This is a genomic window from Xanthomonas sp. F10, from assembly GCF_014206815.1.
In the GTDB taxonomy this organism is placed as follows: Bacteria; Pseudomonadota; Gammaproteobacteria; order Xanthomonadales; family Xanthomonadaceae; genus Xanthomonas_A; species Xanthomonas_A indica.
Genome location: NZ_JACHNP010000001.1, coordinates 989,208 through 1,004,721 on the forward strand (window position 1 = coordinate 989,208; position 15,514 = coordinate 1,004,721).

At 70.3% G+C, this 15,514-nt stretch carries 12 protein-coding genes; 4 read left to right on the forward strand and 8 right to left on the reverse strand.

Annotated elements, in window-relative coordinates; genetic code table 11:
• Positions 1–205 precede the first annotated feature (205 nt).
• Positions 206–3,022 carry a DNA gyrase subunit A gene (gene gyrA, locus FHR56_RS04400; protein ID WP_160947865.1) on the forward strand — a complete coding sequence of 939 codons (2,817 nt, stop codon included), beginning with the start codon at positions 206–208 and terminating at the stop codon, positions 3,020–3,022.
• A gap of 350 nt (positions 3,023–3,372) precedes the next feature.
• Positions 3,373–5,802, forward strand: a complete 2,430-nt coding sequence (locus tag FHR56_RS04405) for a membrane-bound PQQ-dependent dehydrogenase, glucose/quinate/shikimate family (protein ID WP_160947864.1) — start codon at positions 3,373–3,375, stop codon at positions 5,800–5,802.
• A 251-nt stretch (positions 5,803–6,053) separates the two neighbouring features.
• Here the strand turns inward: FHR56_RS04405 and FHR56_RS04410 are convergent, their stop codons facing one another.
• Positions 6,054–6,902, reverse strand: coding sequence for a hypothetical protein (locus tag FHR56_RS04410; RefSeq protein ID WP_160947863.1), 849 nt, complete (start codon positions 6,900–6,902; stop codon positions 6,054–6,056).
• 159 nt (positions 6,903–7,061) lie between these two features.
• Here FHR56_RS04410 and FHR56_RS04415 point away from each other — a divergent pair, with 159 nt between their 5' ends.
• Together FHR56_RS04415 and FHR56_RS04420 are read left to right on the forward strand one after the other, a co-directional pair.
• Positions 7,062–7,475 carry a hypothetical protein gene (locus FHR56_RS04415; RefSeq protein WP_237473330.1) on the forward strand — a complete coding sequence of 138 codons (414 nt, stop codon included), beginning with the start codon at positions 7,062–7,064 and terminating at the stop codon, positions 7,473–7,475.
• Positions 7,476–7,556: 81 nt separating this feature from the next.
• The gene (locus FHR56_RS04420) at positions 7,557–8,054 is read left to right on the forward strand and encodes a GNAT family N-acetyltransferase (RefSeq protein ID WP_237473329.1); all 498 of its coding nucleotides are present in this window, start codon (positions 7,557–7,559) and stop codon (positions 8,052–8,054) included.
• Between the two features lie 30 nt (positions 8,055–8,084).
• On the opposite strand, the gene FHR56_RS04425 is transcribed toward FHR56_RS04420, so the two are convergent.
• The 7 genes from FHR56_RS04425 to hutI all read right to left on the reverse strand — a co-directional run bounded on the left by FHR56_RS04425 (position 8,085) and on the right by hutI (position 15,455).
• Positions 8,085–8,711: a TetR/AcrR family transcriptional regulator gene (locus FHR56_RS04425; protein WP_160947862.1), complete on the reverse strand. Its 627-nt coding sequence runs from the start codon at positions 8,709–8,711 to the stop codon at positions 8,085–8,087.
• Complete coding sequence (locus FHR56_RS04430) at positions 8,711–8,968, reverse strand: acyl-CoA-binding protein (RefSeq protein ID WP_010342548.1); 258 nt, start codon at positions 8,966–8,968, stop codon at positions 8,711–8,713. Before FHR56_RS04430 ends, FHR56_RS04425 begins: the two co-directional genes overlap by 1 nt.
• A gap of 105 nt (positions 8,969–9,073) precedes the next feature.
• Entirely contained in the window at positions 9,074–9,892 is an 819-nt protein-coding gene (locus tag FHR56_RS04435) for a hypothetical protein (RefSeq protein ID WP_160947861.1), read from the reverse strand.
• A 138-nt stretch (positions 9,893–10,030) separates the two neighbouring features.
• Positions 10,031–11,698, reverse strand: coding sequence for a urocanate hydratase (gene hutU, locus FHR56_RS04440; RefSeq protein ID WP_160947860.1), 1,668 nt, complete (start codon positions 11,696–11,698; stop codon positions 10,031–10,033).
• A gap of 48 nt (positions 11,699–11,746) precedes the next feature.
• Positions 11,747–12,610 carry an N-formylglutamate deformylase gene (hutG, locus tag FHR56_RS04445; protein ID WP_160947859.1) on the reverse strand — a complete coding sequence of 288 codons (864 nt, stop codon included), beginning with the start codon at positions 12,608–12,610 and terminating at the stop codon, positions 11,747–11,749.
• Positions 12,611–12,717: 107 nt separating this feature from the next.
• Positions 12,718–14,256 (reverse strand): histidine ammonia-lyase, encoded by a 1,539-nt coding sequence (hutH, locus tag FHR56_RS04450; protein WP_160947858.1) that lies wholly within the window; start codon positions 14,254–14,256, stop codon positions 12,718–12,720.
• A complete protein-coding gene (gene hutI / locus FHR56_RS04455) occupies positions 14,253–15,455 on the reverse strand; it encodes an imidazolonepropionase (protein ID WP_160947878.1) in 1,203 nt (400 codons plus the stop codon). Before hutI ends, hutH begins: the two co-directional genes overlap by 4 nt.
• Positions 15,456–15,514: the final 59 nt, after the last annotated feature.

A 15,514-nucleotide genomic window follows, 5' to 3' on the forward strand; every position in this document is an offset into this window, starting at 1 on the left:
GGGCGGCGCCACAGCGCCCGGCAAACCCGGCCGATGGCGCGCAAGTGCTTGTTCGGGCCGGCAAAAACCGGGCAATCGGGCGCCCGTCATGATAGAATCCGGCGGTTCGATCGACCGCCGTGCGCCCTAGGCGTGCGGCCGCGGCGGGCCCGCCTGTCGTGGGCCGGCGTCGTGGTCGATCCGCCACCAGACTTACGGAACCCGAATGGCAGAATCCGCCAAGGAAATCATCCAGGTCAACCTGGAAGACGAGATGCGCAAGAGCTACCTCGATTACGCCATGAGCGTGATCGTGGGGCGTGCCCTCCCGGATGCGCGCGACGGCCTCAAGCCGGTGCATCGCCGCGTGTTGTTCGCGATGAACGAGTTGGGCGCGCACAGCAACAAGCCCTACTACAAGTCGGCGCGTATCGTCGGCGACGTCATCGGTAAGTACCACCCGCACGGCGACCAGTCGGTGTACGACACCCTGGTGCGCATGGCGCAGCCGTTCTCGCTGCGCTACATGATGGTGGACGGGCAGGGTAACTTCGGCTCGGTCGACGGCGATTCCGCGGCGGCGATGCGTTACACCGAGGCGCGCATGTCGCGGCTCGCGCACGAGATGATGGCCGACATCGACAAGGAGACCGTCGATTTCCAGCCCAACTACGACGAGAAGGAACAGGAACCGTCGGTGATGCCGACGCGCTTCCCGAGCCTGCTGGTCAACGGCTCGGCCGGCATCGCGGTGGGCATGGCCACCAACATCCCGCCGCACAACCTGACCGAGTCGATCAATGCCTGCCTGGCGCTGATCGACAACCCGCAGATCGACGTCGACGGCCTGATGGAACACATCCCCGGCCCGGATTTCCCGACCGCGGGCATCGTCAACGGCACCACCGGCATCGTCGCCGGCTACCGCACCGGCCGCGGCCGCGTGCGCATGCGCGCCAAGGCCGAGATCGAGATCCAGGACAACGGCCGCGAAGCGATCGTGGTCACCGAGATCCCGTACCAGGTCAACAAGGCGCGGCTGATCGAGAAGATCGCCGAGCTGGTCAAGGAAAAGAAGCTCGAGGGCATCAGCGAGTTGCGCGACGAGTCCGACAAGGACGGCATGCGCATCTACATCGAGGTCAAGCGCGGCGAAGCCGCCGACGTGGTGCTGAACAACCTGTACCAGCAGACCCAGATGGAGTCGGTGTTCGGCATCAACATGGTGGCGCTGGTCGACGGCCGCCCGCAGTTGCTGAACCTCAAGCAGATGCTGGAGGCGTTCGTCCGCCACCGTCGCGAAGTGGTGACCCGCCGTACCATCTTCGAACTGCGCAAGGCGCGCGCGCGTGCGCACATCCTGGAAGGCCTGACCGTCGCGCTCGCCAACATCGACGAGATGATCGAGCTGATCAAGACCTCGGCGAACCCGAACGAAGCGCGCGAGCGCATGCTGGCCAAGACCTGGCAGCCGGGCCTGGTCGGCGCGCTGCTCAATGCGGCCGGCGCCGAGGCCTCGCGTCCGGAAGACCTGCCCAGCGGCGTCGGCCTGGTCGGCGGCGGCTACCAGCTGACCGAAGTGCAGGCCACGCAGATCCTGGAAATGCGCCTGCACCGCCTGACCGGCCTGGAGCAGGAGCGCCTGACCGAGGAATACAAGCAGCTGCTGGAGGCGATCGCCGGGCTGATCCGCATCCTGGAAAACCCGGACGTGCTGCTGCAGGTGATCCGCGAAGAGCTGGTCAACATCCGCGAGGAATACGGCGATGCGCGCCGCACCGAAATCCGCCACAGCGAAGAGGATCTGGACATCCTCGACCTGATCGCGCCGGAAGACGTGGTGGTGACCTTGTCGCATGCCGGCTACGCCAAGCGCCAGCCGGTCAGCGCCTACCGCGCGCAGCGCCGCGGCGGCCGCGGCCGCAGCGCGGCGGCGACCAAGGAAGAGGATTTCATCGACCAGCTGTGGCTGGTCAACACCCACGACACGCTGCTGACCTTCACCAGCAGCGGCAAGGTGTTCTGGCTGCCGGTGCATCAGTTGCCCGAGGCCGGACCGAATGCGCGCGGCCGCCCGATCGTCAACTGGATTCCGCTGGAGAACGGCGAGCGCGTGCAGGCGGTGCTGCCGGTGCGCGAGTACGCCGAAGGCCGCTACGTGTTCTTCGCCACCCGCAACGGCATGGTCAAGAAGACCCCGCTGAGCGAGTTCGCGTTCCAGCGCAAGATCGGCAAGATCGCGATCAACCTCGACGAGGGCGACGCGCTGGTCGGCGTGGCGCTTACCGACGGCGAGCGCGACGTGCTGCTGTTCGCCTCCAACGGCAAGACCGTGCGCTTCTCCGAGCGGCCCAAGGACGACGAGGCCGATGATGCGGTCATCGACGACACTGGTGCCGACGAAAGCGCCGCGGCCGACGACGAGGCCGCGGGCGAGGAGGGCGACGAGGCCCGTGGCGCGCGACGCAAGAGCCGCGGCGGAGTCAAGCCGACCGGGCGCAGCAGCCGCGGCGTGCGCGGCATCCGCCTGGCCAAGAGCGAGTACGTGGTCAGCCTGATCGTGGCCGAGCCGGCCGTGGGCCAGGACGAGGACGCCGACGATGTCGACGCCGCGGCCGACACCGAGGTCGAGGCCGACGCGCGCAATGGCGACGAGGCCGATGCCTACATCCTCACCGCGACCGAGAACGGCTACGGCAAGCGCACCCCGCTGGGCGAGTATCCGCGCAAGGGTCGCGGCACCCAGGGCGTCATCGGCATCCAGACCAGCGAGCGCAACGGCAAGCTGGTCGGTGCGGTGCTGTTGAGCACGCGCGACGAAGTGCTGCTGATCTCCGACGGCGGCACCCTGGTGCGCACCCGCGCCTCGGAAATCTCCCGCGTCGGCCGCAACACCCAGGGCGTGACCCTGATCCGCCTGTCCAAGGGCGAGAAGCTGCAGGCGGTCGAACGCCTGGACGGCTCCCTGGTCGAGGAAGACGCGCTGCCGGGCGAGGACGGCGTCGCCGACTCCGCTGGCGAGGCGGCACCGCCGCAGGAGTGATCCGCGCCTGAGCGAACGACGACGCCGGCCTCGTGCCGGCGTTGTCGTTTTCGAAGGAGGCCATGACGATGATGCGGGTGATCTGCTGCGAGCGCGTGCAGGCAGCCGCCCGTGTTGCCGCCGCGCCACAATGCATGCACCCATACCGTCATTCGGGCGTTGCCTGGGAAGGCACACGCCGCGTGACGCGCAGGTCGGCGTTTGGTCACGAGGACTGCAACGTTACGTGTCAGTGTGTGTCAGCGAGAAACGCATCACGTTCACTTGCTGCTTGGGATAAGGATGCGCGGCGCGCGTGCGCCGCTGCCACGTCGGATGTTCCGCGTGGCCGTGTCCTGCAAGGAGTGGCAATGAATGCATTCGAACAAACGCAGCGTCGCGGCGGCTGGCCGCTGCGCCTGCTCGGCGGCGCCTGCGCGCTGATCGGCTTGGTGCTGGCGGCCGGTGGCGCCTGGCTGCTGGCGCTGGGCGGGTCCTGGTACTACCTGGTCGCCGGCCTCGGCCTGGCGATTTCCGGCGTGCAGCTGTGGCGCGCGCGGCGCAGCGGCGCGTTGTGGTTCGCCGCGACCTTCCTGCTGTCCCTGCTGTGGGCGGCATGGGAGTCGGGCACCGATTATTGGCGCTGGGTGCCGCGCATGGGCCTGATGGTGTTCCTGGCGTTGTTGCTGGCGCTGCTGCTGCCGCGGCTGGACCGGCCGTTCTCGCGCACGCTGTCGCGCGCGCTCGCCGCGGTGCTGGCCCTGGTGTTCGTCGGCGCGTTCGCGCTGGCGTTCCTGCCGTACGGCGTGACCGAGGCCGACGGCACGCTGGCGCATGCGGCCGGGATGGCCGCGGCGCTGGCGACGCCGCGCACCGGCGCGCAGCCGGCCGATGCGCCCGCCGATGCCGACTGGGCCGCCTACGGCCGTGACAACGCCGGCAGCCGCTACACGCCGCTGCGGCAGATCGCGCCGGACAACGTGGCGCAGTTGCGCACCGCCTGGACCTTCCGCACCGGCGACCTGCCGGACAAGCGCTGGGGTGCGGAGACCACGCCGCTGAAGATCGGCGACAGCCTGTATCTGTGCAGCGCACGCAACCAACTGATCGCGCTGGATGCGCGCAGCGGCCGCGAACGCTGGCGCTACGACCCCAAGGTGGCGGACAAGGCGATCCCGTACACCGCCGCCTGCCGCGGCGTCAGCTACTACGCGGTGCCCGAGGACAAGGCGACGGCGTCAGCCGCGTGCCGCCATCGCATCATCGAAGGCACCCTGGACGGGCGCCTGATCGCGGTCGATGCGGCCGACGGCAAGCCCTGCGAGGACTTCGGCCAGCATGGCCAGGTCGACATCACCGTCGGCATGGGCTCCACACCGCCCGGCTATGTCTCGATCAATTCGCCGCCGACCATCGTGCGCGGCGTGGTCGTCACCGGCCACCAGGTGCTGGACGGACAGAAGCGCTACGAGCCGTCCGGCGTGATCCAGGGCTTCGATGCGGTGACCGGTGCGCTGCGCTGGGCCTGGGACATGACCCATCCGGACTGGGCCGGCGCGCCGCCGCCGGGGCAGACCTGGACCCGCGGTACGCCCAACATGTGGACCAGCGCGGCCGGCGACGAACAACTCGGCTACGTGTACCTGCCGATGGGCAATTCCTCGGCCGACTACTGGAGCAGTTCGCGCACCCCGCAGGAAGACCGCTATGCGACCTCGCTGGTCGCGCTGGACGTCACCACCGGCAAGCCGGTGTGGAACTTCCAGACCACCCATATCGACGTGTGGGACTACGACCTGGGTTCGCAACCGACCCTGCTGGACTTCCCGCACGACGGTAAGAGCGTGCCGGCGGTGCTGCTGCCGAGCAAGCAGGGCGAACTGTACGTGCTCGACCGGCGCACCGGCAAACCGCTGGTCGGGGTCGAGGAACGCGCGGTGCCGGGCGGCGGCGTGGAGCCGCAGCGCCGCGCCAAGACCCAGCCGTTCTCGCTGTACCACTCGCTGCGCAAGCGCGACCTGACCGAGCGCGACATGTGGGGCATGACCCCGATCGACCAACTGGTGTGCCGCATCCAGTTCCGCAGCGCCAGCTACAAGGGCATCTACACGCCGCCGGAAGCCGACCGCCATTCGATCGAGTATCCCGGCTACAACGGCGGCTCGGACTGGGGCAGCGTGGCGGTGGACCCGCAGCGCGGGGTGGTTGTGGCCAACTACAACGACATGCCCAACTACAACCTGCTGGTGCCGCGCGCCAAGGCCGACAAGATGGGCTGGGCGCCGCGCGATCAGGTGCGCGGCGACAGCGGCGGCGCCGAGGGTGCGGGCGATCCGCAGGCGGGCACGCCGTACGCGATCAACGTCAACGCCGGCTGGCGGCTGCCGTTCACCGGGCTGCTGTGCAAGCAGCCGCCCTACGGCGGCATCCGCGCGATCGACCTGGCCAGCGGCAAGACCCTGTGGGATCGCCCGTTCGGCAGCGCACGCGGCAACGGCCCGTTCGGCATCCACTCCGGCTTGCCGATCGAGATCGGAACGCCCAACAACGGCGGCGCCGTGGTTAGCGCCAGCGGCCTGATCTTCATCGCCGCGGCCACCGACGACATGATCCGCGCGATCGACCTGGCCAGTGGCAAGACCCTGTGGCAGGCCAAGCTGCCGGCCGGCGGCCAGGCCACGCCGATGGTGTACGCGGTCGACGGCCGCGAGTACCTGGTCATCGTCGCCGCCGGCCATCACTTCATGGAGACCAAGCGCGGCGACTACGTGATCGCCTACGCGCTGCCGCCGGCAGGGTGATGCGCGCCGCCGCTGCGACATCGCGTTGCGATGTCGCAGCGGCGGAACGTGGTGGATGGCGACACGATGTGTCGGCCTCACCGCCGCCGATCGCGCCAGTCGCGTCGCGGTGCGGTCGGTTACGGGCGTGCGATTCGTCATAGGAGCGGCTTCAGCCGCGACAGGCGTTCCCGGGGAGGCCTGTCGCGGCTGAAGCCGCTCCTACGATACGATCGGGATACGGTCAGTTCGCTGGCGTGCGCAGCGCGGCGCTACTCCAACTGGTCGCGGGCGAACGCCGCGTCCAACGCTTCCATCGCATCGCGCGGCTTGAGCTTGGCGGCCTTCTCGAACGCCGCGGCGGCGTCCTCTTCGCGCTTGTCGCCGTACAGCAACAGCAGCACGTTGGCGTGTTCGACGTGGGCAATCGGCGCGTCCGGCACCAGCTTCAGCGCCTGCTGGATGTGCTGTTCGGCGGTGGCGGCCTTGGCCCCGTAGGTGAGGCCGCCGATCATCGCGCCGACCTTGCCGATGATCTCGGCGTGGTACAGGGCCAGCGCCATGTGCGCCTCGGCATGCTTGGGCTCCAGCTCGAGCGCCGCTTCCAGCGACGCGCGCACCTTGCTGGCGATGCCCTGCTTGAGCGCCTTGACGATGCTCAGGCCTTGGCTGTAGCGGCCCAGCGCGAAGGCGTGGCGGTAGTGGCTGTTGGCCTCGTCCGGTAGCGCGGCGATCGCCGCCTCGGCCAGTGCCGCGGCCTGCTGCAGCCGCTGCAACTGCTCCTTTTCGTCGTCGACCAGATAGCCGGCGTGGATGCCGATCGCCTTGACCGCGACCGAGGCGCCGAACACGCCCAGCGCCTTGCCGCCCTCGTAGGCCTGCTGGAACTGCCCGTGGTGGAAGGCGCGCCAGGCCTCGATCAGCGCCGCCGAGAGGGTCTGCGCGTCGTGGCCCTTGCCGGCCTTGCCGGCGGCGTCCAGCAGCGCCTGTGCATGGGCCGGATCGGGGTAGGGCTCGCGGTCGCCGGCGTGCAACTTGGGCCAGGCCTTCTTCAACGCATCGCCGGCGTAGCCCTTGGCGTCGTACGGAAACGGTGCCCACGCGCTCGATTTTGCTGCCATGCGGATCTCCCTGTGCGGCGCCGGGCCACGGCGTCCGCGCCGAGCATGGCAAGGGCGCCGGCGCGTGGCAAGGGTGGCGGCGGATAGTGTGTTTGCTCAAGCCGCCGGCGCCAGCATGGCGCGCATCGGGGCCACGTCGGCCCAGTTGGAGATCGTGCGATGGCGACCAAGAAGCGTTCCACCTCCGCGCTGCGGCCGGACCGGCTGAACCCGCGGCACCTGTGGCTGGCCGGGCTGGGCGTGGTCGCGCTGACCCGCAAGCGTGCGCTGGCTGCGGCGGCCGATGCCGCGCAGGGCGCGGCGACGTTGAAGGCGCTGGCCACGCAACTGGCGGACGAGGCCGAGAGCAGCGTGCGCGAGGGCGCCGCGGCGCTGCGCGGGCAGGTGCAGCCGCTGAGCGCCGAGGTCGAGGCGCGCCTGCAGCCGGTGCTGGTCAAGCTGGGGCTGCAGCCGCGCCCGCACCCGCGCAAGCGCGCGGCCACCGGCAAGCACGCCGCCGAGAAGCGCGTCGCCAAGAAGCCGGCCGGCAAACGCACGGCGGGCGCGGGCAGGGCGCGCCGCACCGGCACCTGACCTGGCGTTCGCCACGGCGCACAGTGGCAGGCGCGCTCGGGCATACTCGGCCGCGTCGACCCGACCCGAGGCAACAGCGTCATGCAGATCAGGCCCGCCACGCGCGACGATGCTGCCGCCATGGTGGCGGTGCAGCACGCCATCTTCGCCGCCGGCCTGCGCAAGGCGCCCACCGACCTGGCGACGGTCTGCGCGACCTACCTGACGCATCCCGACCGCGTCCAGTGCGTGCTGGCCGAGGACGCCGACGGCGCGGTCCTCGGTTTCCAGTCGCTGCGGATCGCCCGTCCCGGCAATGCCTACGACGTCGCCGAGGGCTGGGGCATCATCGGCACCCACGTCGATCCGCGCGCAGCCCGCCGTGGCGTCGGCAGCGCGCTGTTCCGGGCCACCTGTGCGGCAGCGCGCAGCGCCGGGCTGACCCGGATCGACGCCAGCATCGCCGCCGACAATGCGCTCGGGCAGGCGTACTACGATGCCATCGGCTTTCGTACCTATCGCGAGCCGCCAGGCCTGGTGTGCAAGGTCTACGAGCTGGACGGCGCGGACGCCCAGGTCGCTGCCGGGGCGAGCGACTGACGCCCTGCGCCGGCGCGCAGGGCAGGCGCCTCAATCCAGATAGGCGTCCATCAGCGCGGCCAGGTGCGCGCGTTCGATCTCGCGCAGGAACGGCGCGATCAGGCGCATCACCTGCACGATGCCGTGGCGGATCGCCACCTGCTCGTCCTTCTCGCCGCGTGCGGCCGCGTAGTTGAGCCAGAACGTGGCCACCACCAGCGCGTTGGTGGCCACGCCCTCCAACTCCTGAGGGCTGGCGCGCATCGCCCCGGTCTGCGCCAGCCCCTGGAACACCGCCTGCACGCTGGCGTCGGCGCGGCGCAGGATGCGCGCGAAGCGCAGGCGCAGGCGCCGGCTGCGGCTGAGGATCTCGACCAGGTCGCGGTACAGGAAGCGGTAGTCCCAGATGCACTCGAACACCAGGTGCAACTGCAGCCAGATGTCTTCCAGCCCGGGCAGGCGCGCGCTCGGCAACGCCAGCGCCGCGTCCATGCGCTCCTCGTAGCGCGCGAACAGGTGCTCGATGATGTCGTCCTTGTTGCGGAAGTGGTAGTACAGATTCCCGGGGCTGATCTCCAGCTCGTCGGCGATGTGGTTGGTGGTGACGTGCGGCTCGCCCTGCGCGTTGAACATCGCCAGGGCGGTCTCGAGGATGCGCCGCCGCGTGTCGCGGGCCATCAGGCCAGCAGCTTCTTCACCAGGTCCACGTACTTCTTCTGCGCGTCGGCCTGCGGCATGCCCTTGAGCTTGGCCCAGGCTTCGTACTTGGCGGTGCCGACGAAGTCGAAGAAGCCCGGCTTGGCGCCGCTCACGTCGCCCTCCGAGCCTTGCTTGTACAGCGCATACAGCCGCAACAGGGTGTCGTTGTCGGGACGCTCCGCGCGCTGCTTGATGTCCTGGACCGCTTTCTCGAAGGCCGCCTTGCTGTCCGCCATGATCCCGCTCCGCCCTGACCGGCAGGCATCACAGCACGGGCGACCGGCCGGGTCAACGCGGGCCGCGGACGGCCATGCCTACGGCCGTCGGCACGGACACCGCCGTCACAGCATCGACAGTGCGTCGATCTGGTGGCTCTCGGCGATGCGTTCGTGCGCGTGCGCGGCCTGTTCCTGCGCGGCCTGCGCCTGCCGTGCCAGCGAGGCCTTGGCCGCGATCGACCGGATCGCATCGGTGACTTCGGCCAGCGGCACTTGCGTGCTGAGCCGCTGGAAGGTGTCGCGGCTGTTGTAGCCGGAGCCGTCGCGCAGGTACTGCTCGTACATGGTCAGCAGTTCGGTGCAGGCCGCGGTCAGGGTTTCCATGTTGTTGCGGGCCAGCGCATGGCCGACCTGGTCGAGATTGTGCAGGCAGTCCGAGAGCCAATGCAGGTCGTAGCGCGCGCTGGCCGGTTCCGGTCCGTTGTGGCCGCGGCTGTAGGCGCTGTAGCGGCGGATGCTGCGCGCCACCCGCGCCACGTGCGCGAGCAGGGTGCCGACCTCGTCGGCGATGTCGATCTGCGCCAGGGCGATGGTCGACGGCGGCGCGACCGGGGCCGGGGCGGGCGCCACCTTCGAGGTGGTGGTCGCAGGCGCACTGGCAGGCGCGGCGGTGGCAGACGCGGCCGCAACCGGTGCCGCCTCGTATTCGTAGGTCGCGCGCAGGCGCTCGTGGTCCTGACGCAGCGTCTCCAGTTCCTGCGCGCTGGCGGCGGCCTGCGCCTTCAGCTGGCTCAGCGCCGCCTGATACCGCGCGATGGTCTCCTTCGCAGTCGCGTCGCGTCGATAGGCATGCCCCAGACGCTGGAACAAGCCATGCGCGAACGCGGTGGCAACGGCAGCCCACAGCGCCACGGCAGGAGTGAGGTAGATCAGGATGCCCATGCAGGCTCCTTGAAACGATGCATCCCTTGTCGGCGTGGCGCGGCCGATCTTGAGGGTGCATCGTCGGAGCGGTGACGCAGTTCCGGTTTGGCGCCTGGTGCACCCGGCCGCGCCTCGAGCGGCGGCCGGGTGCGGGGCTCAGCGCAGGATGCCCGGCAGGTCCAGGTGTTTCTCGCGGGCGCACTCCAGGGCGATGGGATAGCCGGCGTCGGCATGCCGCATCACGCCGGTGGCCGGGTCGTTCCACAGCACGCGCGCGATGCGCTTGGCCGCAGCCTCGGTGCCGTCGCAGACGATGACCATGCCGGCATGCTGCGAGAAGCCCATGCCGACGCCGCCGCCATGGTGCAGCGACACCCAGGTGGCGCCGCTGGCGGTGTTGAGCAGGGCGTTGAGCAGCGGCCAGTCGGAGACCGCGTCCGAGCCGTCGGCCATGGCCTCGGTCTCGCGGTTGGGCGAGGCGACGCTGCCGCTGTCCAGGTGGTCGCGGCCGATCACCACCGGCGCTTTCAGTTCGCCCCTGGCGACCATCTCGTTGAACGCCAGGCCCAGGCGGTCGCGGTCGCCCAGGCCGACCCAGCAGATCCGCGCCGGCAGGCCCTGGAACTGGATCTTCTCGGCGGCCATGTCCAGCCAGCGATGCAGGTGCGGGTTGTCGGGAATCAGTTCCTTGACCTTGGCATCGGTCCTGGCGATGTCTTCCGGATCGCCGCTCAGCGCCGCCCAGCGGAACGGGCCGACGCCGCGGCAGAACAGCGGGCGGATGTAGGCCGGCACGAAGCCGGGGAAATCGAAGGCGTTGGTCACGCCTTCTTCCAGCGCCATCTGCCGCAGGTTGTTGCCGTAGTCCACGGTCGGCACGCCCAGCGCGTGGAAGCCGAGCATGGCGCGGATGTGGTTGGCCATCGAGGCACGCGCGGCCTGTTCCACCTCCTTGGGGGCGGAGACGCGCTTGGCGTCCCACTGCTCGACCGTCCAGCCCTGCGGCAGGTAGCCGTTGACCGGGTCGTGCGCGGAGGTCTGGTCGGTCAGCAGGTCCGGCTTGACCCCGCGCGCCAGCAGTTCGGCGAGCACGTCGGCGACGTTGCCAAGCAGGCCGACCGAGCGCGGCGTCTTTGCCGCGCAGGCTTCGGCGATCAGGCGCAGCGCCTCGTCCAGCGAATCGGTCCAGGTGTCCAGATAGCCGGTGCGCAGGCGCATGTCGATGCTGCTCTTGCGGCATTCCACCGCCAGGCACGAGGCGCCGGCCATCACCGCCGCCAGCGGCTGTGCGCCGCCCATGCCGCCGAGGCCGCCGGTGAACAGCCATTTGCCGGACAGATCGCCGCCGTAGTGCTGCCGGCCCATTTCCACGAAGGTCTCGTAGGTGCCCTGGACGATGCCCTGCGCGCCGATGTAGATCCAGCTGCCGGCGGTCATCTGGCCGTACATGGCCAGGCCTTTCTTGTCCAGTTCGTTGAAGTGGTCCCAGTTGGCCCAGCGCGGCACCAGGTTGGAGTTGGCGATCAGCACGCGCGGCGCGTCGGCGTGGGTGCGGAACACGCCCACCGGCTTGCCCGACTGCACCAGCAGGGTCTGGTCGTCGTCCAGGCGCTTGAGCGTCTCGACGATGGCGTCGAAGCTTTCCCAGTCGCGTGCGGCGCGGCCGATGCCGCCGTACACCACCAGTTCCTGCGGGCGCTCGGCCACGTCCGGGTGCAGGTTGTTCATCAGCATGCGCAACGGCGCTTCGGTCAGCCAGCTCTTGGCGGTGAGGGTGCTGCCGGTGGGCGCTTGGATGGTACGGGTGGCGTCGAGGCGGGTCATGCGGGAATCCTCAGGTGGATGCGCGGAAGGCGAAACGCGGTGCATGGGTCAGTCGGCGGCGCGGCCGGATGCGGCAGGGCGGCGGGCGAAATCGAGACAGGCCTGCAGCACCTGCTGCAGCACCGCGCGCAACGGCGCGGCGTATTCGGGTTGCCACGGCGAGGGCCAGTTGCTGGGGTCGACCGTGTCGGGCTCGTGCATGTAGCCGCGGCAGGCCAGTTCCATCTGGATCGCGTGCACGCCGTCGGCCGGCGCGCCGTGGTGGCGGGTGCTCCAGCCGCCCTTGAAGCGGCCGTTGCGCACGTGGCTGAAGCCGCTGCCGGCGCAGACGCGTTCGACCGCATCGGTCAGCGCTGCCGCGCAACTGCTGTCCACCGCGCCGGAGGCACCGGCGCTGCCGATGTTGAACTGCGGCAACTCGCCGTCGAACAGGTGCGGGATGCGCGAGCGGATCGAATGCGCGTCGTACACCACAATCGCCGGGTGCAGGGCGCGCAGGCGCGCGATCTCCGCCTCCAGCGCGGCGTGGTACGGCGCGAACCAGCGCGTGCGGCGTGCGTCGATCTCGGCCGCATCCGGCTCGGCGCCGGGTCGGTACAGCGGCTGCGCGTCGAAGGTGGTCAGCGGGCACAGCCCGGTGGTGTTCTGTCCGGGATACAGCGACACCCCGGCCGGATCGCGGTTGACGTCGATCACCGAGCGCGAGATCGCGGTGCGCACGGTGGTCGCGCCGAGTGTCCCGGCGAAGTCGTACAGCAAGTGCACCCACCAGTCGGCATCGCGCTGCGCCAGCCACGGCGAGACGAAGCGGTCGGCCAGCGCCTCAGGCAACTCGGTGCCGGTATGCGGGAAGCTGAGGATCAGCGGCGCATCGCCGCGGTGCACAGTGAGCCAGTCGGGCAGGGATGTCATACGGCCTCGCGCGTTGTGCGGTGTCGTAGGAGCGGCTCAGCCGCGAGGGGCATTACCCGGTAACGCCCCGTCGCGGCTAAAGCCGCTCCTACAAGGGTCTCATCAGATCAAGCACTCGCCTCGGGCAAGCGCATCCCCACCGCCGCGGCCAGCGCGCCGTCGCGCACCAGCGCGGTGGCGGCCAGCATGTCCGGGTGGAAGTAGCGGTCGTCCTGCAGTGCCGGTACGCGCGTGCGCAGCAGCGCGCGCGCCGCTTCCAGTGCGGCGCTGGAGCGCAGCGGTGCGTGGAAATCGCAGCCCTGCGCGGCCGCCAGCAATTCGATGCCGACCACGTTGGCCGCGTTCTCGGCCATCGGCAGCAGCCGGCGCGCGCCGTGCGCGGCCATCGATACGTGGTCTTCCTGGTTGGCCGAGGTCGGGATCGAGTCGACGCTGGCCGGATAGGCGCGTTGCTTGTTCTCCGACACCAGCGCCGCGGCGGTGACCTGCGGAATCATGAAGCCGGAGTTGAGGCCGGGCTTGGGCGTCAGGAACGCCGGCAACCCGGACAGCGCCGGATCCACCAGCATGGCGACGCGGCGCTCGCTGATCGAGCCGATCTCGCACACCGCCAGCGCCAGCATGTCGGCAGCGAAGGCCACCGGCTCGGCGTGGAAGTTGCCGCCCGACAGCGCTTCGCCGGTGTCGCTGAATACCAGCGGGTTGTCGGAGACGCCGTTGGCCTCGGTGGCCAGGGTGGTGGCCGCCTGGCGCATCACGTCCAGCGCCGCGCCCATCACCTGCGGCTGGCAGCGCAGGCAGTAGGGATCCTGCACGCGTACGTCGTTGTCGCGGTGCGAATCGCGGATCGCCGAGTCCTGCATCAAAGTGCGCAGCGCGGCGGCGGTGGCGATCTGCCCGGGCTGGCCGCGCAGCGCGTGGATGCGCGGATCGAACGGGGTATCCGAGCCTTTCGCGGCCTCGGTGGACAGTGCGCCGGTGACCAGTGCGGCATGGAACACGCGCTCGATCTCGAACAGCCCGGCCAGCGCATAGGCGGTGGAGTACTGGGTGCCGTTGAGCAGCGCCAGGCCCTCCTTGGCGCCCAGCGTCAGCGGCTGCAGCCCGGCCTGGGCCAGCGCCTGGGCGGCCGGCAGGCGCGCGTCGCCGACGAAGGCCTCGCCGACGCCCAGCATCACCGTGGCCAGGTGCGCCAGCGGCGCCAGGTCGCCGGAGGCGCCGACCGAGCCCTGGCATGGCACCACTGGGATCACCTCATGCTGCAACAGCGCCTCCAGCAGCGCCAGCGTCTGCGGCCGCACGCCGGAAGCGCCCTGGGCCAGGCTGGCCAGCTTCAGCGCCATCATCAGCCGCACCACCGGCACCGGCATCGGCGCACCGACCCCGGCCGCATGCGACAGCACGATGTTGCGCTGCAGGGCTTCCAGGTCCTCGCGCTCGATGCGCACGCTGGCCAGCTTGCCGAAGCCGGTGTTGATGCCGTACACCGGCGCGCCGCTGGCCACGATCGCCTCCACGGTCTGCGCGCTGCGCAGCACCGCGTCGGCGCAGGCGGGGTCCAGCCGCACGCCGGCGCCGCGGTACACGTCGCGCCACTGCGCCAGGCTCACCGCGCCCGGGCGCAGCAGGATCTCGTTGTCGCTCATTGTCCTCTCCAGATACGCGCATGCAGCGGGTTGAAGCCCATGCGATAGACCAATTCGGCCGGTTCGGCGATGTTCCAGATCGCCAGGTCGCAGGCCAGCCCGGCGCGCAGCCGGCCCACCCGGTCCTGGCGCCCGAGCGCGCGCGCCGCCTCGCGGGTGAAGCCGGCGATGCATTCGGCCACGGTCAGCCGGAACAGCGTCGCCGCCAGGTTCATCGCCAGCAGCGGGCTGGTCAGCGGCGAGGTGCCGGGATTGCAGTCGGTGGCCAGCGCGCGCGGCACGCCGGCGGCGCGCAGCGCGGCGATCGGCGGCAGCTGGGTATCGCGGGTGAAATAGAAGGCGCCCGGCAGCAGCACCGCGACGGTGCCGGCGGCGGCCATCGCGGCGACGCCGGCGTCGTCCAGGTATTCGACATGGTCGGCCGAGCGCGCGCCGTAGCGCGCCGCCAGTGCCGCGCCGCCCTGGTTGGACAACTGCTCGGCATGGATCTTCAGCGCCAGGCCATGGCGCTGCGCGGCCTGGAACACCTGCTCGGTCTGCGCCGGGCTGAACGCCAGGTGCTCGCAGAACACGTCCACCGCCTCGGCCAGGCCCTGCGCGGCGACCGCCGGGATCATGCGCGCGCAGACGTCGTCGATGTAGGCCTGCGCCTCGCCGCCAGGCGGCACTGCGTGCGCGCCGAGGAAGGTCGGCGACACCTCCACTGCGCGCAGTTCGCCCAGGCGGCGGGCCACACGCAGCAGACGCAGTTCGTCCTCCAGCGTGAGGCCGTAGCCGGACTTGATCTCCACCGTGGTCACGCCTTCGGCCAGCAGCGCGTCCAGCCGCGGCAGGCTGGCGGCGAGCAGGGCGTTCTCGTCGGCGGCGCGGGTGGCGCGTACCGTGGAGACGATGCCGCCGCCGGCGCGGGCGATGTCGGCGTAGCTGGCGCCGAGCAGGCGCTGCTCGAACTCGCCGGCGCGGTTGCCGGCATAGACCAGGTGGGTGTGGCAATCGATCAGACCGGGGCCGATCCAGCGTCCGCCGCAATCGATGCTGCGTTGCGCCGACAGCGGACCGGGCAACTGCGCGGCGGCGCCGGCATAGACGATGCGGCCGTCGCGGCACGCCACCACGCCGTCGTGGACCAAGCCCAGGCCGTCGTCCTCGGCGTCCAGCGTCATCAGGTGCGCGTTGTGCCAGAGCGTGTCGCAGGGCATGGTCACGGGCAGGCTCGTCGGTTATTTTGTATATACAATATTGTGGTCGATGGAGGGTG